At 45.3% G+C, this 24,372-nt stretch carries 27 protein-coding genes; 18 read left to right on the top strand and 9 right to left on the bottom strand.

The window, feature by feature from the left end:
- Window positions 1-4: 4 nt before the first annotated feature.
- The 3 genes from fliP to FKN08_RS19595 are packed head-to-tail and all read right to left on the bottom strand — an operon-like array spanning window position 5 to window position 1,968.
- Window positions 5-763: a flagellar type III secretion system pore protein FliP gene (fliP, locus tag FKN08_RS19605; protein WP_005398045.1), complete on the bottom strand. Its 759-nt coding sequence runs from the start codon at window positions 761-763 to the stop codon at window positions 5-7.
- 18 nt (window positions 764-781) lie between these two features.
- Window positions 782-1,153, bottom strand: a complete 372-nt coding sequence (gene fliN / locus FKN08_RS19600; protein ID WP_170892743.1) for a flagellar motor switch protein FliN — start codon at window positions 1,151-1,153, stop codon at window positions 782-784.
- Window positions 1,150-1,968 carry a flagellar motor switch protein FliM gene (locus tag FKN08_RS19595; protein WP_005398043.1) on the bottom strand — a complete coding sequence of 273 codons (819 nt, stop codon included), beginning with the start codon at window positions 1,966-1,968 and terminating at the stop codon, window positions 1,150-1,152. The genes fliN and FKN08_RS19595 overlap by 4 nt, the downstream gene beginning before the upstream one ends.
- 384 nt (window positions 1,969-2,352) lie before the next feature.
- On the opposite strand from FKN08_RS19595, the gene FKN08_RS19590 reads away from it, so the two are divergent.
- The 8 genes from FKN08_RS19590 to fliJ are packed head-to-tail and all read left to right on the top strand — an operon-like array spanning window position 2,353 to window position 10,373.
- Window positions 2,353-3,372 (top strand): OmpA family protein, encoded by a 1,020-nt coding sequence (locus FKN08_RS19590; RefSeq protein WP_170892742.1) that lies wholly within the window; start codon window positions 2,353-2,355, stop codon window positions 3,370-3,372.
- A complete protein-coding gene (locus tag FKN08_RS19585) occupies window positions 3,372-4,703 on the top strand; it encodes a sigma-54 dependent transcriptional regulator (protein ID WP_006741978.1) in 1,332 nt (443 codons plus the stop codon). Before FKN08_RS19590 ends, FKN08_RS19585 begins: the two co-directional genes overlap by 1 nt.
- A gap of 15 nt (window positions 4,704-4,718) precedes the next feature.
- Window positions 4,719-5,075: a flagellar hook-basal body complex protein FliE gene (gene fliE / locus FKN08_RS19580; protein WP_005375045.1), complete on the top strand. Its 357-nt coding sequence runs from the start codon at window positions 4,719-4,721 to the stop codon at window positions 5,073-5,075.
- Between the two features lie 3 nt (window positions 5,076-5,078).
- Window positions 5,079-6,827 (top strand): flagellar basal-body MS-ring/collar protein FliF, encoded by a 1,749-nt coding sequence (gene fliF, locus FKN08_RS19575; protein WP_031780427.1) that lies wholly within the window; start codon window positions 5,079-5,081, stop codon window positions 6,825-6,827.
- Complete coding sequence (locus FKN08_RS19570; protein ID WP_005394839.1) at window positions 6,796-7,809, top strand: flagellar motor switch protein FliG; 1,014 nt, start codon at window positions 6,796-6,798, stop codon at window positions 7,807-7,809. The genes fliF and FKN08_RS19570 overlap by 32 nt, the downstream gene beginning before the upstream one ends.
- A 4-nt stretch (window positions 7,810-7,813) precedes the next feature.
- Window positions 7,814-8,569, top strand: a complete 756-nt coding sequence (gene fliH / locus FKN08_RS19565; RefSeq protein ID WP_005394841.1) for a flagellar assembly protein FliH — start codon at window positions 7,814-7,816, stop codon at window positions 8,567-8,569.
- Window positions 8,562-9,908 carry a flagellar protein export ATPase FliI gene (fliI, locus tag FKN08_RS19560; RefSeq protein ID WP_005394843.1) on the top strand — a complete coding sequence of 449 codons (1,347 nt, stop codon included), beginning with the start codon at window positions 8,562-8,564 and terminating at the stop codon, window positions 9,906-9,908. Before fliH ends, fliI begins: the two co-directional genes overlap by 8 nt.
- A gap of 24 nt (window positions 9,909-9,932) precedes the next feature.
- Window positions 9,933-10,373, top strand: a complete 441-nt coding sequence (gene fliJ, locus FKN08_RS19555; RefSeq protein WP_005394844.1) for a flagellar export protein FliJ — start codon at window positions 9,933-9,935, stop codon at window positions 10,371-10,373.
- 16 nt (window positions 10,374-10,389) lie between these two features.
- Here fliJ and FKN08_RS19550 read toward each other — a convergent pair whose 3' ends face one another.
- Window positions 10,390-11,439 (bottom strand): serine protease, encoded by a 1,050-nt coding sequence (locus FKN08_RS19550; protein ID WP_170892741.1) that lies wholly within the window; start codon window positions 11,437-11,439, stop codon window positions 10,390-10,392.
- A gap of 77 nt (window positions 11,440-11,516) precedes the next feature.
- On the bottom strand, window positions 11,517-12,407 hold the full coding sequence (locus FKN08_RS19545) for a LysR substrate-binding domain-containing protein (protein WP_170892740.1): 891 nt from the start codon (window positions 12,405-12,407) through the stop codon (window positions 11,517-11,519).
- Between the two features lie 129 nt (window positions 12,408-12,536).
- Between FKN08_RS19545 and FKN08_RS19540 the strand changes: the two genes are divergently transcribed.
- The 5 genes from FKN08_RS19540 (at window position 12,537) to FKN08_RS19520 (ending at window position 15,929) form a co-directional block, all read left to right on the top strand.
- The gene (locus tag FKN08_RS19540) at window positions 12,537-13,460 is read left to right on the top strand and encodes a DMT family transporter (protein WP_170892739.1); all 924 of its coding nucleotides are present in this window, start codon (window positions 12,537-12,539) and stop codon (window positions 13,458-13,460) included.
- A gap of 99 nt (window positions 13,461-13,559) precedes the next feature.
- Entirely contained in the window at window positions 13,560-14,006 is a 447-nt protein-coding gene (locus FKN08_RS19535; RefSeq protein ID WP_170892738.1) for an SRPBCC domain-containing protein, read from the top strand.
- An 83-nt stretch (window positions 14,007-14,089) separates the two neighbouring features.
- Window positions 14,090-14,842: a phosphatase gene (locus tag FKN08_RS19530; protein ID WP_046876136.1), complete on the top strand. Its 753-nt coding sequence runs from the start codon at window positions 14,090-14,092 to the stop codon at window positions 14,840-14,842.
- A 155-nt stretch (window positions 14,843-14,997) separates the two neighbouring features.
- Window positions 14,998-15,387 carry a cytochrome b562 gene (locus tag FKN08_RS19525; protein WP_005394852.1) on the top strand — a complete coding sequence of 130 codons (390 nt, stop codon included), beginning with the start codon at window positions 14,998-15,000 and terminating at the stop codon, window positions 15,385-15,387.
- A gap of 176 nt (window positions 15,388-15,563) precedes the next feature.
- On the top strand, window positions 15,564-15,929 hold the full coding sequence (locus FKN08_RS19520; protein WP_104972915.1) for a hypothetical protein: 366 nt from the start codon (window positions 15,564-15,566) through the stop codon (window positions 15,927-15,929).
- Here the strand turns inward: FKN08_RS19520 and FKN08_RS19515 are convergent.
- The 3 genes from FKN08_RS19515 to FKN08_RS19505 all read right to left on the bottom strand — a co-directional run bounded on the left by FKN08_RS19515 (window position 15,909) and on the right by FKN08_RS19505 (window position 17,765).
- A complete protein-coding gene (locus tag FKN08_RS19515; protein ID WP_085342550.1) occupies window positions 15,909-16,292 on the bottom strand; it encodes a VOC family protein in 384 nt (127 codons plus the stop codon). The genes FKN08_RS19520 and FKN08_RS19515 overlap by 21 nt on opposite strands.
- Window positions 16,285-17,214: a LysR family transcriptional regulator gene (locus tag FKN08_RS19510; protein WP_085342551.1), complete on the bottom strand. Its 930-nt coding sequence runs from the start codon at window positions 17,212-17,214 to the stop codon at window positions 16,285-16,287. Before FKN08_RS19510 ends, FKN08_RS19515 begins: the two co-directional genes overlap by 8 nt.
- Before the next feature lie 77 nt (window positions 17,215-17,291).
- On the bottom strand, window positions 17,292-17,765 hold the full coding sequence (locus FKN08_RS19505) for a hypothetical protein (RefSeq protein ID WP_170892737.1): 474 nt from the start codon (window positions 17,763-17,765) through the stop codon (window positions 17,292-17,294).
- A gap of 288 nt (window positions 17,766-18,053) precedes the next feature.
- Here FKN08_RS19505 and FKN08_RS19500 point away from each other — a divergent pair, with 288 nt between their 5' ends.
- The 4 genes from FKN08_RS19500 (at window position 18,054) to FKN08_RS19485 (ending at window position 21,862) form a co-directional block, all read left to right on the top strand.
- Window positions 18,054-18,737 carry a spondin domain-containing protein gene (locus tag FKN08_RS19500; protein WP_170892736.1) on the top strand — a complete coding sequence of 228 codons (684 nt, stop codon included), beginning with the start codon at window positions 18,054-18,056 and terminating at the stop codon, window positions 18,735-18,737.
- Between the two features lie 9 nt (window positions 18,738-18,746).
- Window positions 18,747-19,442: a spondin domain-containing protein gene (locus tag FKN08_RS19495; protein WP_065646215.1), complete on the top strand. Its 696-nt coding sequence runs from the start codon at window positions 18,747-18,749 to the stop codon at window positions 19,440-19,442.
- 198 nt (window positions 19,443-19,640) lie between these two features.
- Window positions 19,641-20,372: a response regulator transcription factor gene (locus FKN08_RS19490; RefSeq protein WP_065646216.1), complete on the top strand. Its 732-nt coding sequence runs from the start codon at window positions 19,641-19,643 to the stop codon at window positions 20,370-20,372.
- A 116-nt stretch (window positions 20,373-20,488) separates the two neighbouring features.
- Window positions 20,489-21,862: a HAMP domain-containing sensor histidine kinase gene (locus FKN08_RS19485; RefSeq protein ID WP_161445707.1), complete on the top strand. Its 1,374-nt coding sequence runs from the start codon at window positions 20,489-20,491 to the stop codon at window positions 21,860-21,862.
- A 30-nt stretch (window positions 21,863-21,892) separates the two neighbouring features.
- On the opposite strand, the gene FKN08_RS19480 is transcribed toward FKN08_RS19485, so the two are convergent.
- Window positions 21,893-22,408, bottom strand: coding sequence for a superoxide dismutase family protein (locus FKN08_RS19480; RefSeq protein WP_048625386.1), 516 nt, complete (start codon window positions 22,406-22,408; stop codon window positions 21,893-21,895).
- Between the two features lie 541 nt (window positions 22,409-22,949).
- Here FKN08_RS19480 and FKN08_RS19475 point away from each other — a divergent pair.
- Entirely contained in the window at window positions 22,950-24,359 is a 1,410-nt protein-coding gene (locus tag FKN08_RS19475) for an aminotransferase class V-fold PLP-dependent enzyme (protein ID WP_006741963.1), read from the top strand.
- Window positions 24,360-24,372: the final 13 nt, after the last annotated feature.

The following is a 24,372-nucleotide window of genomic DNA, read 5'->3' as shown; positions in this document are numbered from 1 at the left end:
CTATTTAACCGAAACTGGCAGATAACGTGCCAACCGTCATTGCCCAGCCATCCACGAGTACAAACACCACCAGTTTAAAAGGGAGTGAAACAATCAAAGGTGATAGCATCATCATACCCATTGCCATGAGCACACTGGCGACAACCAAGTCGATAACCAAGAAGGGGATGAAGAGCATAAAGCCAATTTGAAAGGCGGTTTTTAGTTCACTGATGACAAACGCAGGCAAGACAACCGCAAAAGAAATATCCTCAACGTTTTGGTCGAGTGGTTCATTGGCAATACGCAGCATTTGCTCAAGAGAGCTTTGATGAGTTTGTGCCAGCATGAACTCTCTCACTGGTTTCTCTGCTACAGAGAATGCTTGTATTAGCGTGATTTCACCATTGTCATACGGTTGAAATGCATTTTCATGAATATCGCTCCAAACAGGTCGCATGATCAGCAAGGTCAATGCCAAAGCAATCCCAACCAATACGCGGTTAGGAGGACTTTGTTGAAGACCAAGGGCTTGGCGCAAAATCGCGAGGACGACGATAATCCGAGTAAAGCTCGTTGCCATCAGAATGAATGCTGGAAGAAAACTGAGCGCCGTCATCAACAACAGAATTTGCAATTTAACGCTGTATTCTTGCTGTGTGTCGCCATCAGAAACGGACAGGATAGTTAAGCCGTTGTCAGCCGCCATGGTTGGGAAAGCAAACAAAAGTGACACCAGTACCAAAAGAGGTAACCAACGGTGCCAAGCGCTCAGATTTTTCATTGTGATGCCTACCTAAGATTATTGACCAACGCCACTCAATGCAGAGTCATGTACATCGATCAGACGAAGTCCGTACTTATCATTAACGACGACGACTTCAGCGTGACCCATTAGAGAGCCGTTTACCTTTACGTCTAAAGGCTCACCATTGAGCTTTTCAAGTTCGATAACCGTGCCTTCTCCGGCTTTCATTAAGTCCCCAAGTGGGATTTCTTTGCTTGCAACTTCCAGCGTGACAGTGACGGGAATACTTTTGAAAAAGCTAAGATCACGTTCCGCAGTTGTTGGTTCTTGTTGGAGCGTACTTTCAGCTTCAAAGTCTTCTAATTGAAAGTCGTCAAAGTTCAATTCTTCTGCGTCGAATGCATTCGTTTCTGGCGCTTCGCTCATCGCTGCGGTTCCTTATCAGGGTTAAAGATCAAAACAAGTTGGCCGTCTTGCTCAGCAATACGACCTGTAAATAAAGATTGGTTACCAATGCTGACTGGAACCGTATTAAGAAGCTCAATTGGTAAAATATCGTTAGGTTGTAAGCCTACAACGTCGCTCAACGGCATCTTCTTTTTACTTAAAACAACATTCAGTCGAACAGGCGTTGCCTCTAAAGAGCGACAGAATGGTTGGTACAAATCCGTATCGGGCTGCAGTTCAAGCTGCTCGATCAGTGTTTGAATAAGGTGGCTATCTAGTTTGAGATGAATTGAGCCTTGGTGATCGTCAAACGCGATGTTTAATTGCACGTTAATTCCAATCCCTCGGGGCGCTTCGTACTCACCCATTTCCCACATCTCACCTGGTGCAAGCCAACCAATAATGATACGACTGATTCGCTCTTGTAAGCGGAGGTCACTTGCTGTCAGTGTTGTTGCTGAACGCTCAGTGCTGGCGCCATAGAACCGATCCGCCAGTTTTATTAACGTGTGAGCATCTCCATGAACAAATACCATGCCGCCCTCTTGGTGTTGATAGGTTGACGTTTGGTCTTTATCCATTTTTATCGGTGTAAAGCGATGCAAGTCTACAGAGGTTAAGCTAGCTTCCACTTTACTCGTACTGAGCCAATTTTGTAATTCAATCGTAAGGCTGGAACAAGACTCTGAAATCAAGCCTTCAAGCTTTTCACGAATGATATGAATAGGTTTGCCTAATAATTCTACATCAAGTAGTTGAATATCAGAAATAGGCTCGCTAACTCTATTTTCCATTTATATTTTACCGTGCGTTAACAATCGAAACTGTTTTAACTTAATGGCGTGTAGTCTACACAGAAATTTTAATGATCTTTTAGTTTCAAACTCTAAGATTGTGACTTTAGTTCACATGTTGCCTTGAGCATATAGTCTTAATCTTTTAATAAAATTTAAAAAGGGTTAGTTTCCTTTATAAATTGCTTAATAAGAAAATATAAAAATATTAAGCGTTTTTAGTTGTTATTAACTTTTTAAAACCATCTTCATGGTGTAACGGCTAATTTAGATAATTAAAATATAAGACATTGTTTTTAAAGCTTAAATCTTGATTTCAAAGATTTGGCCATGCTCTTGTGAGTATTTTGTAACCAGTTTCAATATTCAGAATAGGTAATTAACATGATTAGCTATGCCAGTTATCACGGCTTAGTGGCATATTTAATTAAATTGATAAGGTCATGGAATTGTAAGATATACATGAACCCTAACGGTTTAATAAATTGTAAAATATTTATTTTTGTCAGTTTGCTAGTGTCTAAGGTGACATATTCAGGTGAGGTTGTGACCATCCCCATGGACCTTTCAAAGTGGACATATAAAGGAAACAACTTTGAATGCAACTTATTGCACTCAAGCACGCCGTATGGGAAGTTTTATTTCCGTTCGGAACCTAACAATAAAACTTATTTTATTTCCGATATACATTATGAAAATAATAAATGGAAAACGATTGCTCTAATAAGTCAAAGTGCTCCTTGGTCTAGTGAGCTTTATAGAAAAGAGTTTGCCACCCTTGATTTTACTAAGCCATCCCAACGATTTGTCTTCAGCAAAGGTGCTGATGAACTCATGGATTTAATTGCTACTGGTAATTGGGTGACGTTGTCACTAAAGGGAAGTAATGCTTCCTCTTTGTCGGAGATTGTGATTCCGACTATTCAAATTCAAAACGCGCTCAAGTCATTTAATGCCTGTCGAGCGCGTTTGCCTAAGCTTTCGTTTTCAGAGGCACGAAATCTTGTTCTGTCTTTTGACTTTGGTCAGAAGGCGCTCAGTCGTAAGCAGCAAGAAACGCTCGCAGAGCTAAATAGCTATGTATCTGTTGATGATCGTGTGACCAAGATTCTAATTGATGGCCACACCGATAACGTTGGTTCTAGTTTGGCGAACCTTTCAGTATCGCGTACTAGAGCAGAACAAGTTGCCGAGGCCTTAGTTGAACTTGGTATTGATAAATCGATGCTCGAAACAAGAGCGCATGGTTCTCGTTACCCAATTGCCAGCAATAGTTCGACGAAGGGCCAAGCGAAAAATCGACGCGTAACGTTGCGCCTAGTGAGAGATAACGAGCGAACGGCAGTGAAACACCACCCTGATGTACAACAACAAAATCAACAAACGAAAGTTAAGGTTCAATGATGACGAAAACGAAAATTTTGTTGGTTGAGCCGAATGAAGCTCTTGCTCAACCAGTATTGGATGTGTTGCAAAATGCAGGTTACACCGCAAAACACACTCGTACTGGCCGAGGCGCATTACTTGAAGAGCGAGCAGAAATCACTCTTGTGAGCTCTACTTTACCGGACATGTGTGTCCGCGAGTTTGTTGCTTGCCACCAAAAGCAACGTAACTCTGGTGTTGTTATCGCTATTGTCGATCAAGAGCAGGGAATCTTGGCGGCTGAGACGATGAAATCGGGAGCAACCGATTATCTATTACGCCCATTTGAAGCGAATCAGCTGCTCAATTTACTGAAGCGCGTTGAAGCGCTAGGTAAGCCAATGGCCAACATTGTTGCGGAATCTTGGCGAAGCAAGCAGGTACTGCAATTGGCGCATCGTGCCGCTTGCACCAGCGCCAGTGTGTTAATTACAGGCGAATCGGGAACGGGTAAAGAAGTGCTGGCTCGATATGTGCATGAGCACTCTCCACGTATTGATGGTCCATTTGTGGCGGTTAACTGCGCCGCCATTCCAGAGTCGATGCTAGAAGCGGTTCTATTTGGTCATGTAAAAGGTGCCTTCACAGGAGCGACTAACTCTCAAAGCGGTAAGTTTGAAGAAGCGAATGGCGGGACGATTTTGCTAGATGAAATCGGTGAAATGTCCCCTGCAGTTCAAGCCAAGTTATTACGCGTTCTTCAAGAGCGTGAAGTGGAACGCGTAGGCAGCCACAAGGCGGTGAAGCTTGATATTCGTGTTATTGCGGCAACCAATAAAGACTTACGTGAAGAAGTTCAAAAAGGCACATTCCGTGAAGACCTTTATTACCGATTGGATGTTTTGCCTCTGCACTGGCCTCCTTTGCGTGAAAGAAAAGAAGACATTTTACCGATCAGCCAATTCTTTATTGAAAAGTATCAAGATAGCAGTCGCTGTCATCTATCCCAAGATGCGATCAGTGCGCTGAGTCAGTATCACTGGCCAGGTAATATTCGCGAGTTGGAAAATGTCATTCAGCGTGCATTGGTCATGCGTCATGGTGACTACATTACTGCCCATGATCTGATGCTGCCTATTGAACTTGTTGCGCCAGTTCCATCCGCTGAGCCAGCTTCAAGCTTTGGTCATGTAGAAGCGAAGAAGCAGGCCGAATATCAATTTATTTTAGAAAAATTACGTCAGTTTGGTGGAAACCGAACGAAAACCGCAAACGCGCTTGGAGTCTCTACTCGAGCGCTACGCTACAAACTCGCAGCCATGCGAGAACATGGTATTGATTTACAGTCGGCACTAGGCTCGGCTGCCTAATAGGAGAAAAAATAGATGGCAAGTCAACCTACTCATGCGGTCTCGGCAGAGCAACTTATGTTGTCAAAAATGCAGGCGATGCAGGCACAAGTGCAGCCGCCAGAGTTTATCGTGAGTGCAAATCCTTTAGATCAACAATCACTAAACGCACCATTATCGTTCTCACAAGCGATGACAAATGTGTTGGATACAGTGAATCAACATCAATCAGTGGCTAGTCAAAAAATGACGGCCGTAGAAACAGGAAAAAGTGATGACCTAGTTGGTGCGATGGTCGCTAGCCAAAAAGCCAGCTTATCATTTAATGCTTTGATGCAAGTGCGCAACAAAGTCGTGACCTCATTTGAAGATATTATGAAGATGCCGGTGTAATTCATGTCAGAACTAACCCCCCAAGTCGCCGGAAATACAGCCATGACCTCCGGCTCAGCACAGACATTTTCTACTGCGAATAGCATGGACGATGTAACAACGAAGCTGAAGCAAATCTGGTCGAGTAGCCAGAGAAACCTAGTGTTATCTGCCGTACTCGCTGCGATTGTTGCGGCAATCATTGTGGTCGCTCTTTGGAGTTCCTCACAAAGCTTCCGTCCACTGTATAGCCAACAAGAACGTTTTGATATCGGAGAGATTGTCTCGGTATTAGAAAGTGAAGGTGTGAGCTACCGTATGCAAGAGCAAAATGGCCAAGTTCTTGTGCCAGAAGGCGAAGTTGCGAAAGTTCGTATGTTGCTTGCGTCAAAAGGTGTTAAAGCCAAACTGCCGACAGGTTTGGATTCGCTCAAAGAAGACAGCTCTCTCGGTACAAGCCAATTTATGGAAACGGCGCGTTACCGTCATGGTTTAGAAGGTGAGTTAGTACGCACTATCATGTCTCTGAATTCAGTGGCGAATGCGCGTGTTCACTTAGCTATTCCTCGTCAAACCTTATTTGTTCGTCAAAACAGCGAGAACCCTTCAGCATCAGTGATGCTTGAGCTGAAACCTGGCGAAGACCTCAAGTCTGAGCAAGTTGAAGCAATCATCAACTTAGTAGTTGGTAGCGTGACGGCGATGAAGCCTGAATTTGTATCTGTTATCGACCAATATGGCCGTTTACTCAGTGCTGATGTTGCTTCGGCGGAAGCAGGTAAAGTCAACGCAAAATATCTTGAATATCAAAAGAACGTTGAGAAGCAGATCATTCAACGCGCAGCAGACATGCTTACGCCAATTGTGGGTCCGAGTAACTTCCGTGTGCAAGTTGCTGCCGATATGGACTTTAGCCAAGTTGAAGAAACGCAAGAGATTTTGGATAACGCACCTGTCGTACGTAACGAGCACACCATTCACAACAACTCAGTTGACCAAATTGCGCTAGGCGTACCAGGTTCTCTAAGCAACCAACCGCCGGTAACTGGTGAAGAAGTAGAAACGAACGATAGCCAAAACACCAACGCACGCTCTGAAGTAAACCGTCAGTATGCAGTGGGGAGTAGTGTTCGTCGTACTCAATACCAACAAGGTCAAATTGAGAAAATGAGCGTGTCGGTACTGTTGAACTCGAAAGCCTCTCCGGATGGTGTTGCTTGGAGTGAAGCAGATAAAGAGCAGATTTCAAATATGATCATGGATGCTGTCGGTATTTCTGCGGCACGAGGTGACAGCTTAAGCTTGATGAGTTTCAACTTCACTCCAATTGAAATTGATGCGCCTCCTGCGCTGCCGTGGTGGCAAGACCCTACAGTACAGCAGCCAATACGTTACGTTATCGGTGGTTTGTTAGGCTTGGCGATGATCTTCTTCGTACTACGCCCATTGATCATGCACCTCACAGGCGTTGATAAGCCAGTACCAGAGTTAGACTTTGCAGAGCCGCAAGAAGAGCCTGATTATGACAACCTGCAAACGCGTGAAGAGCGTGAGCATGAAGAAGTGCTTGATCGCCGTCTATCAGAAAAAGGTATCTCAGCCTCTTCCGGCTTAGATGTAAACAGCGACATGCTGCCTCCAGCCGGTTCGCCACTAGAGATTCAATTGAAACACCTACAGCTTATTGCCAATGAAGAGCCAGAGCGCGTAGCCGAAATACTGAAACAATGGGTAAACATCAATGAACACAGTTCCATCAAAGCAGACGCTTAGTTATGTAGAACAAACCGCGCTCGTGCTATTAGGCATGGGCGAGGATGCCGCTGCGAAGGTTTTACAGCACTTTAGCCGTGATGAAACCCAGCGGGTGACTCGTGCAATGGCGAAGTTGAATGGCATTAAGAGCGATTCCGCTCGCGGCGTTATTCAAACTTTCTTTGAAGACTTTCGTGAGCACAGTGGCATTCGTGGAGCTTCTAAAGAATATTTGTCCAATACGCTACGTAAAGCATTGGGTAATGATTTGGCAAAAGGGCTGCTGAATACGCTGTATGGTGATGAAATTCGTAACAATATGCAGCGCTTACAGTGGGTGGAAGCAGAAACGCTTGCTCGTTTCATTGTGAATGAGCACCCGCAAATGCAAGCGATTTTTCTTGCGTATTTGCCAGCCGATAGCTCTTCAGCGGTGTTGAAGCACCTGCCACAAGATTACCATGACGAAATCTTGTTCCGAATTGCTCAGCTGCAAGACATCGATCATCAAGTTGCTATTGATTTGCATGAGCTCGTTGAGCGCTGCATTGAAAAAGTATCTGCAAGCCAAAGCACACCGCTATCTGGTGTCAAGCAAGCTGCTGATATCATTAACCGCTTTGAAGGTGATCGCGGGTCGTTGATGGAAATGCTGAAGTTGCATGATGAAGATGTCGTTAATGCCATTGAAGAGAATATGTTCGACTTTATGGTTCTTGGTCGTCAGCGTGAAGAAACCATGGACATGCTAGTGCAGCAGATCCCACTAGAATTGTGGGCGGTTGCACTTAAAGGTTCAGAAATTACGTTACAGCAAGCCATTAAACGTTCTATGCCTCAGCGTATGGTGAAAGCACTGGAAGACGATATGGAAGCGCGCGGGGCTGTTGCGCTAAGTCGTGTTCAAAAAGCGCGTCAAGACATCATGCAAATGGTGCGTGAGTTGGATGAATCTGGTGAAGTTCAGTTGCTTCTTTATGAAGAGCCAACGGTGGAGTAACGTCATGGTAGAGACAAAATCAAGTACGATGCGACTGCCGCCGAGTGGATACCGTTTGCACCGCTTTCCGCCTTTGGCGCAGCCTAAGGCTATAGAAGACGAATTCGGGCTAGATAACCAAGGTTGGCAAGAGCCGCAAGTTGATATTCAACAACAGCTTGAAGCCGGTTTTCAACAAGGTTTACAACAAGGGCATGAAGAAGGCTTACGTCAAGGTATCGAGCAGGGTAAGCAACAAGGTCTGCTAGATGGACAAAAAGAAGGCTTCCAAAAAGGCTTTGTGTCTGGTGAGCAGTCAGGAAAACAGAGTTTTCTAGAGGCGGCGAAACCCGTGAACGAGCTCTTTCATGCGCTGTCTCGCTGGCAAGACGAAAAAGAGCAACAGCAACGCCATATGATTTGTGAGCTGGTACAAAAAGTGGCTCAGCAAGTGATTCGTGCTGAGCTCACTTTAATGCCTCAACAGATCCTTGCCTTGGTGGATGAGACATTGTCTGCCATGCCAGGCAAAGCGGAAACCGTAACTGTGCATTTAAATCCGCAGGATTTAGAACGAATTACTCACATTAATGCTGATCTACCACAATCTTGGAAACTGGTGGCTAATACGGAACTTCCGATTGGCGGCTGCCAACTAGTGACCGATGATGCAGAGGCGGATGCAAGTTGCGACTCTCGTTTAGAAGCCTGTATGGATAATGTAAAACAACACCTTTTGGATGAAGTTAGTATTCCGCAGGTAGAATCAGAGCATGAGTAATACCTTAAGCCATGAGCTATTGAGTGAGCGTTTGAGCGAAGCATTGGCTTCGCTCGATTCAATCCCTGTTGCTCGCGTGACAGGGCGCTTGATTAAAGTAAACGGCTTAATGTTACAAGCCGTTGGGTGCCGGTTTAAACTGGAGCAGCGCTGTCTCGTAGAAACCGCAGAAGGCGACATGATCGAAGCGCAAGTGGTGGGCTTTGAGCACACTATTGCTTACCTAATGCCTATTCGGCGCTTAGGTGGCTTATTTGCTGGTGCGAAAGTCATTCCTCTGGACGGTGACAGTACCGTGCAGTTAAGTGCTCAGTGGTTAGGGCGAGTGCTGAATGGTTTAGGTGAGCCGTTGGATGACGGGGCACCGCTTAAAGGGGGAGATCGTGTTTCACTTGAACCAAAACCGATTAACCCATTGAAGCGACGTCCTGTTGATACCCCACTCAACGTTGGGGTGCGCGCAATCAATGGACTCTTGACCGTCGGAAAAGGGCAACGCATTGGCTTAATGGCGGGCAGTGGTGTCGGTAAAAGTGTTTTAATGGGGATGATCACCAAAAACACCGAAGCCGATGTGATCGTGGTCGGTCTTATTGGTGAGCGAGGCCGAGAGGTACGCGAGTTCATCGAACGAAACTTAACCCCAGAGGCGCGCAAGAAGGCGATTATCATCGCAGCTCCTGCTGATGAATCCCCGCTGATGAGGTTAAGAGCGACACTGCTTTGTCATCGCGTTTCCGAGTATTTTCGAGACCAAGGCAAAGATGTTTTGTTGTTGATGGACTCTCTCACTCGATACGCCATGGCACAGCGTGAAATCGCTCTTTCGCTTGGCGAGCCTCCGGCATCTCGCGGTTATCCGCCCTCTGTCTTCAGCGTGTTACCGCAACTCCTCGAGCGTGCGGGCAACAGTGAAAATCAGCACGGCAGCCTAACCGCAATTTATACCGTGTTGGCGGAAGGGGACGACCAGCAAGATCCTGTCGTGGATTCTGCGCGTGCTATCTTAGATGGGCACGTCGTATTATCGCGTCAACTTGCCGAGCAAGGGCACTACCCTGCCATTGATATTAATGCGTCTATCAGCCGTTGTATGAGTACCTGTACACAGGAGGCGCATAGCACGATCGCGAATAATTTCCGCCAGATGTACTCCAACTATCTTCAGGTGAAAGAACTGCTGCCGTTAGGAGGCTATCAACCGGGGCAAGATCCTGAATTAGATCAATCTGTTGCTATGTATCCAAACTTACGTGCGTATTTACAACAAGCCGCCAATGAGTCAGTGGATTACCCAACCAGTTTGACCGAGCTCGCACAGCTTTTTCAAAGTGCTTAACCAAATGGGAGTGGTATCGTTGAGATGAAATCCAAGTTAAAAGCAGTGGGTAAGCTGCAACAAATGGAAGAAAAGCAACGTGATCGTGTGGGTCAACAACTTGATGCCATGCGCCAACGTCACTCCCATCTTTCAATGCAGTTGGAACAATTGTCAGCATTGAAAGGCCATGCGGGACAATCAACAAGAACTGTTCCAACACTGACAAGCGCAGCGCTGATGAACTTTAATCGTGTCGATCAAATGCTGCAAAAAATGCTTCGCCACCATGAGCATGAACAAGCCGTCATGCAAGCGGAATGCGCGTCTGTACAAAAAACGCTGGAGCACAAACACGCTCGTGTTCAAGGGTTAGAAAAAGTGCTCGAACGATGGCGTACTAAGCAAAATTATGAAAAAGCGAAAAAAGAGCAAAAAATAATAGAAGACATCATCAACTCTCGTGTTAAGCGCAAGATATTATGATGTCTTATCGAAGCTATTAGGAGCGCGAATAATTTCTGCGGCGTCTTAGCCAACCAAACCAGCCCCCAAGCATGATCATCCCTGCGCCAAGTGCGCCACCACTACTGCCATTATCCTCAAAGCCAGATGTGTTGGTATCTTCTGGTTCAAAGCCGGAATCACCTTCACTATGATAATCTTCTGTGCTTGCTAAGAGGGCATTGTAACGAGTTTTCACTCCCGAACTGGTTTGGGCTTCAATCCATGTTGTGTAATTTAGAACCTCAGTAAACACACTCGGAATCGCAGCGGATTCACAAACAGAAGAACCATAGCTCACAATACCGATTTGTTGATACATTCCGTTGTTGTCTTGATAGGTGAGAGGGCCACCAGAGTCACCGCTGCAAATACCGGTATAACTGCGCTCAGGAAACCCATTGGCACATAAGCTTTCTTGAGCATTAAACCCCGTCACTAAAGAAGCACATTGCGCATCGGTGAGTGGTTTTACTTCCGCCCATCGCAAATAGTTTGGTCCATTTTCATCGTTGGTCGAGGTTTGCCCTAAACCGAATATCTGATAAACCGATTTGCTGCTGTAATCACCAAAATCTTGCGGCAACGTAATGGATTGAACGTTGTCGGTGATCGGGTGGGTAAGTTCAAGTACGGCGATATCATTAATCCATAAATCACTAGGCTCGTAATTTGGATGAATGGCGATAGAGCGAACATCTTTGAATTCCTCAACAAACACATCGTTCATTGTCGGGTTTTTTACTAAGACTCGCAGATCATTGATTGTCCATCCGTCAGAAAAAACACTCGGCTCTACACAGTGAGCGGCGGTTAAAATGAAGCGGTCATTAACAATCGTGCCGCCACAGATGTTGGCAAATTGATTAGCGCCAGTTTTGTGTAGAATGAGTCGTGCGAAAAATGGCAATTGATTCTGAGTGGCTTGCTGGCCGCCTATGATTGCCGTTGAGATGCCTTGCTCTGAATGAGCGTCTTCACTTTCAGCGACTGCACTCATGGGTACTGTGAGGCAGAGTACGCTTAACCATATTTGATACCGCTTCATAAACCATCCTTGGATGAAAAGTGCTCTTTCTAACTTTATACTAATTTTTCAATGAATGTGCTTAACAAAAGGTTTCTTTAATTGAATGATTGTTGCAACCACGAGCGCAGCAGATGAAACGATTCCAACTTTAGCTTGTGTGGCGGGCATACAAAGTAAAGCTGTTGATGAGGATTAATTACGGGTTCGCCCAGCTCGATTAACTGGCCATATTTGATGTCATCTTTCACAAACAAGCGATGAGTGACCAATAACCCCAAACGACGAGTTGTGGCCTGGACGGCTTGTATCGACATATTAAAAGTGATTGGTTTTTTGCTTTTAGGTCGCAGGATGCCAGTCGCATTCTGCCACACGTTCCAGTCATTTTTTCTTCGTTCGTTAGTGACTTCAATGATGGGATACTGCTTTAACAGTTGAGCGATATTTGAGTCATTCGTCTTAGCTACCAATTCAGGGCTACACACCAAAACCAGTTCATCTTCACTGAGCTTTTCACAGTAATAATCTTGCCATTCCTCGGTGTTTCCATGCACGAGTGCTGCGTCGATACCTTCTTGCTCTAGATTAAACCTGCCAGACAGGTTTGATAAACGAACGTCTAATTGCGGAGCAAAGTCCTGCAAACTCGACATTCGCGGAATCCACCAATGCAGCGCCAAGGAATTCACCATATTAAGCGTAATACGTTGCAAGTTTTGGTCTTGGATTAGCGCTTCTGTGGCATCGACAATTTGTTCTAAAGCTGGCGCAACCTTTCGATAATATTTTTTACCGTCAGCACTAAGTTGAACTTGTCTGCCTACGCGATCAAACAGAGGTTTGTTGACCTGAGTCTCCAGTGATTTTATCGCCTGACTCACCGCCGAATGACTCACACTTAATATCTGCGCTGCTTCTGTCATGCTGCCAGATTCCGCCACAGCGACAAATGCATAGATGGATTTTAGAGGGACTAATTTACGCATATTTTAGAAACCATAACATGATGAGAGATAAGTTAACTTGTAAGTTTTTCTTACATTAATAGTTAATATTACTCGCTATTTACAATAAGTGATATCTCATAAAATACTCCACATATTAAGGAGTATCGAATGAATGCAGTAAATAAATCTATCCTTTTCATGCTGATGTCTACGTTAAGCTTATCTGTTACTGGGTTGTTAGCAAAGCAGTTGACAGGTGAACTTTCCGTCACACTGTTTAGTTTCTTACGCTTTTTGGCTCCTGCACTTATTTTGCTTGTCTTACTTCGTTTCAAAAATCTTACCTTTCCTAAAGCTGGGACGTTAAAATCGATTTTACTTCGCGCCTTCTGTATCGGCTTATCACAGTTGTGTTTCATCGCGTCACTACAAACGTTAACGCTGGTAGAAGGGGTGGTATTGTTTGCCACTGGCCCATTATTTATTCCTTTGGTTGAAAAGCTGTTTATGGGAGGCCACATTCGCGTTTCAACATTGGCGGCTTTAGTAATGGCGTTTACTGGAGTGGTTATGTTGGCGGGAGTTGGTGGGGAGTTTACTTGGCGCTCGGATTTATTACTCGGTCTAGCTGGTGGACTCTTCAATTCCGGCTCTCAGCTTACGCTATATAAAGTGAGTAAAACTGATATGTCGCCATTAGAAATCAACTTTTGGGCGTTTGGGTTTGCTGCCGTATTTCTGTTACCGCTAACGTTGTTTAACGACATCGATGTTTTCCTCAAAGCCAATGTGATGGAATCTACTGTTTCTTCTAATATGCTGTGGCTCGGTGTGATGTCCCTGATGATCATTAACACCCAAGTTTTCCGCTCCAAAGCGTACCAACTGGCAAGCAGCGGCTCTCAACTTGCACCACTTATTTTTACTAACCTACTGTTCACCGCGGTTTGGCAGAGTGCGTTTTTCGATGACCGAATGAGTCAAAGCCAAATTATCGGGATGAGTTTAATCGTGCTCGCAACCATACTGAACACATGTTGGGTTCGCTTTACGGCGCATCGTGGTGGTAGGTTACAAGCGAGAACTTCTTAGCCTGTCGGAAAATAGAGGATTAAATAAGGCAAATCAGAGGTGAGGTTTGATTTTTTCTGACAATGAACTAGCGTCAAGAAAGGTTCAGGGAGAGAAATAATGCTTACGCTAAATTATTACGTTGAGATTTCGGCTACACCGCAACGGGTGTGGGAAGTGCTAACCGATGCTGAGTTATACAAACGCTGGGCACAGGCTTTCTCACCCCAGTCTCAATTTGATGGGATATGGGAAGAAGGGCAAGACATCACTTTTTTTGATCCCGATATGGGCGGAACGCGAGCGACTATCGATATCGTGCAACCGCAACAGCGCCTTGAATTTCATCACATTGCCATTTTTAATCCGGATAATAGGCAGCAACTGGATGGAGATTTAGCATCTAAGTGGATTGGATCACGAGAGATCTATCAGATCGACACCAACAGTGATCGTTTGTTACTCAATGTCACCATTCATACGCACAGCGACTTTGTTTCTATGTTTAATCACGGATGGGAAATAGCGTTGCCCCTAATAAAAGCCATCAGTGAGGAGCAAGCTTAAGTCTGATACTCATCTTGGGCTGACGGTACGTCACGTGTAGGTATACAATAGCACGCAAGATAGCGCACCTAAGAGAGTGGATGATGGAATTTAAAGTTGATACCCATACACATACGTACGCCAGTGGTCATGCGTACAGCACCTTGATTGAAAATGCAAAATTGGCGAAAGAGAACGGCTTGGATATGTTCTGTACGACTGATCACGCGGAATCAATGCCGGGCGCGCCGCATTACTGGTTTTTCTCCAACCAAAAAATCCTGCCTCGATTTTTAGACGGTATCGCGATCATTCGGGGTGTGGAATCCAACATTCTTAATACCGAAGGCGACATCGATATTCCGCTGAGTGTCGATCGTAACCTAGATTGGGTTATTGCAAGTTTCCATGAACCTGTTTTTCGTCCTGCAAACAAAGAAACTCATACGGAAGCGCTCATTAATGTGATTCAAAACGGTCGTATTGATGCGCTTGGCCATCTTGGGAATCCAAATTTCGACTTTGATTTTCAGGCCGTTTTAACGTGCGCGAAAGAGCATAATGTTGCGATTGAAATCAATAACACCACGCTAAAAGGGAATAGCCGAGTGGGTAGCGTAGACCGTTGCCACGAGATTGCACAAATCGGTAAAGATCTCGGTGTCTTCTTCACAACGGGAAGTGATGCGCATTTCTGTCATGATGTTGGTAATCTGGATTTGGTTGGAGAGCTAATGGATAAAGTGGGTATCGATAGCAAAAAAGTGATTACTCACACCGCTCAGCAGTTTTTGTCTTTCTTAGCTCTGAGAGGCCGTAAGCCAATTCCAGAGTATGACGACATTCGCAACGCATAAACTTGATTACATTTTAGGTATGCACCTGGCGTAAGATTGCTTTACACTGCGACCCGGAAATACTCAACTAAGCTAGTTTGTCGCCTTTTATGGCGTGGGTTATTTGGGTAAATAAAGCCGACACAGAATTCGGCACTATAAATGGAGAAGTGAAAATGTTACGTCCTTTAGTCCTAGGGTGTGCGATTGCGTTTGGCTCAACATACGCAATGGCAGAAGCGGTTGATTTAAAACAAAACATGAAGCAGATGAAGATGGAATTCAAACAGGCGGCAGAAGCGTCGGATGTTGAAACCATGAAGTCTGCAATTGATAGCTTGCAAGCAATCGTCGAGCAATCTAAGCGCGGCAACTATCCACCAGAGAAATTCGATACCTACTTAGAAGGCTTTAATAAACTAACGGTAACGTTAGACAAGATTGAGGCAGACTTAGACGCTGGTAACCTGCAAGACGCGAAAGCACAATTACGTGAAATTGATAGCCTACGTGAAGAATACCACGACAAGCGTAACCCAAGTATTTGGAGTAAGCTGTTCGGCTAATCGCGATAAAAGCTGACAATAGAATATGAAAATAGCCTGCCGTTTTGGTGGGCTTTTTTGTGTCTGTCAATTGCGTTATTGAAGAAAAGCTGTGAGGTGGCAACCACTTATTGATCCTGTTTTTGAGCTAGCACTCAGAATTAGTTACGCTGAATTAAATTTGTTAAGTCACCGTTATGCGTAGATTAATTCCTTTTTATCGCTCCATGCTATTTGCTAGTGCTCTAAGTTGGGTGCTAGTGACGCTGATGCCTGTTATCAATGCTCATGGTAACAGCATGGGCGTGTGGGCGACGCTATGTACGCTTAATGGGTTTGAATTGGTTCAAATCGAAGAAAGTGACAATGCCGTCAGCCATAAAGGCAAACCTTGTCCTTTTAGCCACTTTTCGACTTTTCATCATGATTCACTTCCAACTACACCAATACTTCCACAACTGAGCTTGGTCATTTCTGAAAGCTACACTTTTTTGGCTCTAAGTGTACGATTTGAAACGCCAGTTCCTCGTGCCCCACCAAAGTTAGCGTTGATAAACCTCTAGCGGCAAGCCATCTGGATCTTTAAAAAAGGTAAACGCTTTGCCTGTAAATTCATCGACGCGAATGGGCTCTACCTCAATTTCTCTCGCCTCTAAATATTCTTTAACATGCTCTACATCATCCACTTGAAAAGCAAGGTGGCGTAACCCCTGAGCTTCTGGAAAGCTCGGTCTTTCTGGCGAGTCTGGAAAGCTAAATAGCTCAACTTGGCTACCGTCAGGCAGAGCAAGGTCAAGTTTGTACGAGTCTCTGGCTTCACGATAATTTTCAGCAATGACTTTTAGCCCTAACAATTCGGTGTAAAAGCGTTTTGACCTTGGATAATCACTGCAAATGATCGCAACGTGATGAATGGCATTAAACATGGTTAGTGTCCTCGGAGACTAAATGCTCCTTAACAAAGTCGATAAACACGCGCAGACGAGCAGGCATGTATTTGGTTTGTGCATACTGCATCGCAATAGCGCCGTGGTAGTTACTCTTGATCATCCAATCCGGTAGTACCTCCACCACTTCACCTTGCTCTAACGCGTCTTTGATCACGAAGTCATGGAAGATCCCAATTCCCAAGCCAGACTTAACGCCATTTAAGCGCATTTGTGAATGGTTGACGGCATAACGGCCACTCACTGCAATGGAGTGGAACGCTTCCTCTTTAAAGAACGACCAGATGTTGTCTTTGTCGTTCTCGGCAAGGTAAATACAGTCGTGCTGCTCAAGTTCAGTCGGATGCTCAGGCATACCGTGTTTGGTGAGGTAATCTGGAGAAGCACATAAAACGAGATTGGTCTTGCTGATCTCTTTGAGTACCAGATTCTCATCGGGTTTGTCGGTGAGCTTAAAGGCGACATCAATACCTTGGCGGAAAAGATCAATCTCACCATCAGCAGCACGTAGCTTGAGCTGAATGTTTGGGTAGCGATCTAGGAATGGCAACACAAATGGTTGAAGCACCGAGTTAAGAAACGCTTCGGGTGCAGCCACTGTGAGTGCACCCGTGGGCTCGGCATGATCTTCCGCCGATAATTCAACCGCTTGCTGCGCCGCATTCACCATTGCGATGCTTTGGTCGTAAACCTTTTGCCCAGCTTGAGTGATGATCAATTTACGAGTCGTGCGCTCAAACAATTTGACCGAGAGCGCTTGCTCTAGTCGGGTTATCAACTTACTTAAAGCCGATGGCGTCACGCCGAGTTGTTTGGCTGCAGCGGTAAAACTGCCTTCGTTTACCACTAAGATAAACGAAGCAAGATCAGGAAGTAGGGCAATGAGTTTTGGATTAACCATAATTGTTCAGTTCTGCGCAGCGGAATAACGATATTGTCTGGTACGGTTTCACGAGGTTCAAGTGTCACCGTCTCGCTTTAACGATATTTTGCCAAAAATGCATGGAGTGCAGGCAAGCCAGATTCACCAGTATGGTATTGCTGCCAACAGTGATAAATGGCCGTTTCGTGGTCTGCAATCAACTCGATAGCTTCTCGCTCAGCGGTTGAATACTGCTGTGAAGCTTTCACTTCTTCATGCCACTCTCGATACTTCACCTCATAAGACTCCACCCATTTCAGAAGAGTTGCCACCAACTCTTGCCATGGTAAACCAATCCACTTGGTTGCATCTGCCAAGCCTTTATCCAGCATCTCTTGGTGTCGACTTTCGATATCCATGCCATTTGTCAGCAGTACAGGTTTGAGCTTTTCTGCGGTGAGCTCTTCAACTTCAATCAAGGTTTTCCACAGTGTTTGTTGTTCACTTTGGGCGTAATGGCTCAAGTAGTGGTTGAAAAAAGCGATGCCGTAGATTTCGCCATAGTAGGCAGACAGAACGTTATGAATCATGGTGAGAATCGTGATTTAAACAGGGAATACCGCATTGTAGGAGGGGAGAGCGCGAAGTGTAAATACCTGATTAAGAGTAAAAAAGTGCTGCTGACAGAATTCGAACAGAACTTGTGAGAATTTTATGAGAATTCGATGAAGTTGCTGATAGATTTGCTCGTCATTCTTAGAAGCAAGAACGCAAAACGTTCGGAACGTAATGCTTAACCTACTCAAGTCACGAACAAAGAAGTAAAGCCGTACACATGGGCTTGGGTAGTTTAACCCTCATTAAAGGATGGAATCACAATGAAAAAACGTACCCAACTCGGACTCGTCATGACTTCAGTCGCTATGGCACTAGGCTCTGCATCAGTGAATGCGGCGGAATTGGAAATCACCGTAACCAACGCAACCAAAGGCATTTACTTTACGCCACTTATTGTTGCCGCACATGGCTCTGACCTTCAAATGTTCAGAACGGGTCAAGTAGCGACTCCGGAACTAGAAGCCATGGCAGAGGGCGGTGATATCTCTGGTCTTGCTAGTGTGATTGGTAACGCTGGTGGTACGGTGGTTGAGAATCCTGCTGGTGGTATTTTGAATCCAGGTGTTGCAACCACCTTCACCTTGGACAGTGGTGACCACGGTTACCTTTCTCTGAGCGCGATGCTACTGCCAACCAATGATGGGTTCGTCGGTCTGGATAGCTGGAAGATTCCAACGGAAGCGGGTACATACCGAGCAACGCTAAGAAGTTACGATGCCGGTACAGAAGCGAACGATGAACTTGCGTCTAGCATGCCAAACCCACCTTTCATTACCTTTGGTACTGGCGGCACAGGCGTTGAAGCGACAGTAACTAACGACAAAGTTCACGTGCATCCAGGCAACCTTGGTGATAGCGATCCAACCGGCGGCATCAGTGACCTAGACAGCAGCAGCCATCGTTGGTTAAACCCAGTTGCAACCATCGCAATCGTTGTGAAGTAAGGGGGATGTATGAAAGTCAGAATCTTACTAGTAGCAGCTTCAGTCGGCTTGCTCGCCGGTTGTCCAAGCGATGATGATAATGACGTAGTGAAATCGTACCGTTACACCGTCAACGTGGCGAACTTGACTGCGAATCAACCTATGTCTCCGCTTGCGGTACTCACTCACAATGGTGACTACCAACTGTTTGAAATTGGACAAGCCGCATCTGTTGAACTTGAGCACCTTGCCGAAGGCGGTAGTAATGCAGAGCTGATTGAATTGATGAACAGCAATGACAGTGTTTACCAAGGTATTTCGGGTAATGGATTGGTGCTGCCGGGTACATCGGACGAAGTCACCATCACGGTTGACACTAGTCGTTACGGTTACTTGTCTGTGGCGTCTATGTTCGTGAATACCAACGATGCCTTTGTTGGCGAAACTGGGCTATCGCTCAAATCGCTCGCAGTGGGTGAAAGCTATGAAATGAGCATGAATGTTTGGGATTCTGGCACGGAACTGAACGATGAGCTTGCCGCGACCATTCCGGGCCCAGCAGGTGGCGGTGAGGGCTTCAATGCCGCTCGTAATGACAGCAATGACGTCGTTGCATTCCATGCGGGTGTTGTTAGCCAAGATGATGGATTAGCAAACTCAGCACTTTCTGCGAACCATCGTTTCTTGAACCCTGGTGCGAAAGTCACCATCACTCGAGTCGAGTAACACAGGCTCCGATGACGTCTCCTTTCCAAAGCGCTTGTAGCCGAGCGCTTTATCCCTTATGGCGTCATCGGAACCTTTTTATTAGCTAAGGTGATACTCGCTGAATATAGCAGTAAGGGAGCACTTGGTGATATGAAAGAAATGTTAGTTTGTTCCGGTCATGTGCAGAGTGGCTTTACGTAAGTTAGGGAAAGGATCATGGAACGACAAGCTAGCTATTTATCGGCGAAGATTTTACTGGTGGAAGATGACGATGATTTGGCAGAACTGGTTCAGATGCATCTTAAGTTTCAAGGACACCAAGTGTCGCGAGCGACAAATGTCGCCGATGCTAAAGCGCAATATCAGCAACAACCCTTTGATTTATTGATCCTTGATCGAGGTTTACCAGATGGTGATGGCCTAGACATCTGCCATTATTTGCGTCAGCAACAAGATTGGAGTCCAGTGCTCATGCTGACAGCCAGAGACGGTGAAATGGACAAGGTTGACGGCTTAGAAGCGGGCGTTGATGACTACATCACTAAGCCATTTAGCGTATTAGAATTCCAAGCACGAGTGCGAAACGTGTTACGCAGAGTCAGCCAAACCGCAGAAGCCAAAGTAGCAAATGAAGTTCTCGATGATGCGATGGATTTTGGTCCGCTGAGAATTATTCCGGAGTTGCACCAAGTATCCCTAAACGATAAAGATGTCACTCTTACCGCGACAGAGTTTACTTTGCTGCAGTTTCTCGCGACTCGTCCGGGCAGAGTCTACAGTAAAGATGAATTGCTCGATCACGTTTGGAACACCAGTCATTCTGGTTATCACCACACGGTGTGTAGCACCATTAACCGTTTACGCAGCAAGTTGTCTTTGTCTGATTCTGATCATCACTTCATCCAAACCGTGTGGGGTGTTGGATATAAGTTTCAACCAAGACACTAATGCAAGAAAGTAAGTCAAAACATTAAGCCAAGACAGTAAGTCGGCAGTTGTTTTCACCGTCATTTTTCAATCATCACGGGTGTTGCAAAAACACCGCTGTTTAAGGAGGCGATAGGATGAGCTTCAAATCTCGCTTAGTGGTATTTACTAGCTTGTGGTTCTGCCTCGCGGCGGTGGTGATTGCACTGACTTACAATTGGCAAAAAGAAACCATCGAGTTACGCACTAAGCAAAGTTTGCACAAAGAGCTAGCCAGCCACATGCGTGATGATAATCCGCTGATGATCGGGACGGATTACAACCCTAAAGCGCTAAAGTCGATCTTTCATACCCTTATGCTGATCGGCCCTGATTTTGAAATCTATTTCCTCGATAGCCAAGGCAATATCACCACCCATGCTGCGCCAGATGGGGCAAAGCTTATGGACTCGGTGGATCTGAACCCCATTCAGCAATTCTTAAACAACGAACCGCTTCCCATATTAGGCGAAGATCCTCGTAATCGCGGTGAACACAAAGTGTTTTCTGTTGCGGCGATAGAGGAACTAGGCTCTACGGTCGGTTATCTTTATGTGGTGATTGGCAGTACCCGACATGACGCCATTGCCAATGCGCAAGTCGATACCCCTTACATCGCGCTGGCAGGATTGGTCTTAGTGTCCATTTTAGGCTTTGCTCTCGGGGCTTATGTGCTGGTCAAACGTAGCCTATTGAACCCGATTGAGCGTGTGACCAAGCAACTTCAACAGCAAGCCGAACATGATTTTCACCTACAACCTGACTTTACTTACCAAGTGCCGGAGCTCGTGCCGATTGCGCACTCTTATCAGATGATGGCGAAGCACATTCAGCAGCAGTTTTTACAGTTGGAGTATCAGTCTTCTCATCGCCGTCAAAGCTTATTGCAGCTCAGTCATGACTTAAAAACGCCGTTATCGAGCGTGCTTGGCTATCTGGAAACGTGGCGTTTGCAGCATCCGGGATCCGATCCGCTGATTGATGTCGCGTTCCGAAATTGTGAGAAGCTCTCAACTCAATTGCATTCTTTATTAGACGCCGCGCGTAAAGAGGAACCAATGCCAAACTACGAGTACCGCCCCATAGAGCTTGGCGCATTGATGGCAGAATGTGCCGAGATGATGCAGAGCCAGCTTTCTCGTAAAGAAGTGGTGTTGAAAGTGGATATGGATAGCGAGATCCAAACTGTGGGTGACAAAGGACTCTTAGAGCGGTTGGTATTGAACCTGCTTGAAAATGCGTTGCGCCACAGCCCACTCGGTTCGGAAGTGCATTGCCAAGCGCATTTGAGTGAGGATAAGTCGCGAATCCTGTTCACTTTTGTCAATCGAATTGATAAAGATGCCGTCGGGGGCGCATTAGGAATTGGTACAAAGATAGTGCAGTCAATTTTAATGTTGCACCACAGCTACTTAGAGACGTGCGAGACGGACACTGAGTATCAACAAAAATTCGCACTTCTCGCTACTTGAGGAGAAGCGCGAATTTGGCTTATCGAATGACTACTTAATAACGCCACATACAACGCGCGCACCGCCGCCGCCTAATTTAGCAGGATGGTCGGAATGATTGTCACCACCAGCATGAATCATTAATGCTCGGCCTTTTAAATCTGATAATTTTAGGCGAGGCGCGACAACGGGCTGATTGGCATTGCCATCCATGTCCACATAGAGTGGAGGCAGGTCGCCTAAATGATTGTCATCGGTCCAAGGGTAGCCATGTTTCCCTGTGTTGCTGGGGTCATAGTGACCACCTGCTGCACCGCCAAGGACGGTTTTGCCATTCTTCTCCGCGCTATCGCACGATGGTTTGGTGTGAACATGGAAGCCGTGCACCCCTGATGACAAACCTGATAACTGAGGCATAAATACCACGCCATAGTCACTTTGTGAAATCTCAATGGTGCCAGCGCTCTTCTTACTGTTGAGATCGGTCATCGCGACAGTCTGCGCAAGTACGTTAGGGGCGGCTACGAGAGTGGCAGCAACTGAAATGCATAGCAATCCTTTTAACATGGGACTTCCTTCTTTTTGGTTGTACGCTCAAGCACATATTAGTGAAAACTTCTCTTCCTTATGTCTGTTGAGCGGTGGGTTTATGTCAGAGAGTGATGTGTCTCACTCTATGGTCTTAAACTGGTATCTATCTGCGAAATCAGTTCTCCATTATTAAGACTTAACATATTGAGATTGTTCAGATATAAAAAGAATAGACGTCAATCAAAAAATAACCTGAATATTTTTAAATTAACGCAAAGTTAAATTTTTAATGACTTTATAACAAAGCTCATAATTGTTTTATAAAGAAGTTGTCGGAATTGTCTTCTATAAAAAGTAATCAATTTAATGAATATTTTAATGTGAATATGGTTGTTTATATGTTTGTGGTCAAACTGTTGCTTATATCATCAAATAAGATAAAAAATTGGAACTAAAGTCACTTAATGGCAGAGGAAAAAATTAAACTCTGGTTTTAATGGGTAATAATGTTTTAGTAACAGATAGTTACGCACTTAAAATTAATAATATGGCTAATTTCCGACAAGGATTGAAAAAGATGAAAGACAAGGAATCTATTCAGACTAATAGCAGCCGCCGTAATTTTCTGAAAGGCGCAACAGGAGCTGTTGTTGCTGGTGTGAGTGCTTCCGCTTTCTCGGGCGCAGTTCAAGCACGAGAACAGAAAATTGATTGGAGCAGCCGCGGGCTAGGTAGAAAACACGATAAGCGCTTTTGGCGTAAAGTGCAACGACAGTTCGTTTTGGATAAACGTACGACTTACATGAACATTGGCACAACGGGTTCTATGCCAAGACAAGTTCTTCAAGATTACGAGCATAACAACAAGTTGGTGGCTAAATATCCTTGGGATATGAAGGGCAAATTTGGCTCTTGGCCTTATGTCTCTGAGATGGTTCAAGAAGTAGCGCCTGGCTTTGGTGCTAACCCAGAAGAAATCATTCTCAGCCGCAATACTACTGATGGTCTATGTTCGATCATTAACGGCTTACACTTTGAACCAGGTGATGTGATTTTAACGACGCACCATGAGCATATGGCAGCGACATCACCGATGAACGTCGCAAAACATCGTTTTGGCGTCGATGTTGTTGAAATTCAACTACCAGTATTTACCGGTACTGAAGACGTTTCTGAACAAGATTACATCCAAGCTTTCCGCGACGCGCTTGATGCGCATCAAAACGTTCGCCTCATCATGTTCTCTCATATCACCTATAAAACGGGAACGGCGTTACCAGCCAAAGCCATTTGTGCTTTAGCGAAAGAATATGGTGTGCCTACGCTTGTAGATGGAGCGCATACTGTCGGTATGTTTGACCTCGATTTCCATGATATGGATTGTGATTTCTATGCAGGTTCTGGTCACAAATGGCAGTGTGGTCCTGGCGCAACCGGTATTTTGTACGTACGTGATAACGCCAATCGCTTGAATGAGTATTGGAGTGATCGTGAAAACCCGTTGTGGTTGATCAACTCTTCACTTTCTCATGCTGATTACTTAGGCAAACAATTACAGATGCAGTACATCGGGAACGACAACTATCCTGCGAAACAAGCGTTAGTTGATAGCTGCAAAATGTGGGATGAGATTGGTCGTGACCGCATTGAGGAACGTGTTCTAAGTCTTGGTAGTTTGTGTAAAACCTTACTTCAAGAGTACTTGCCACAAGCCCAAATGTACTCACCAAACGTGGAAGGTTTAACGAGTGGCTTAACCACAGTTAACCCATTCTCTGATGTGACGAATGAAGACATATTGACTGAATTCAGAGATCGTCTGCGTGAAGAATATGGCTATATCATTCGAACAACCAGCTTTAAGCTGCATAAAGATGATGACTTTGATACTTACGCACTCCGTATCTCCACGCACTTGTTCCATGACGAGCAGGATGTTGAAGGGCTCGTGGTGGCGATGACGAATTTGTATTACTCGTCGTTCTAACATCGTTGTTTAT

Source organism: Vibrio sp. 1-2 (7-a) (assembly GCF_013048515.1).
GTDB classification, from domain to species: domain Bacteria; phylum Pseudomonadota; class Gammaproteobacteria; order Enterobacterales; family Vibrionaceae; genus Vibrio; species Vibrio diabolicus.
Note: the sequence above shows the minus strand (reverse complement) of the source record. Positions and strands in the feature narration are given on the sequence as shown.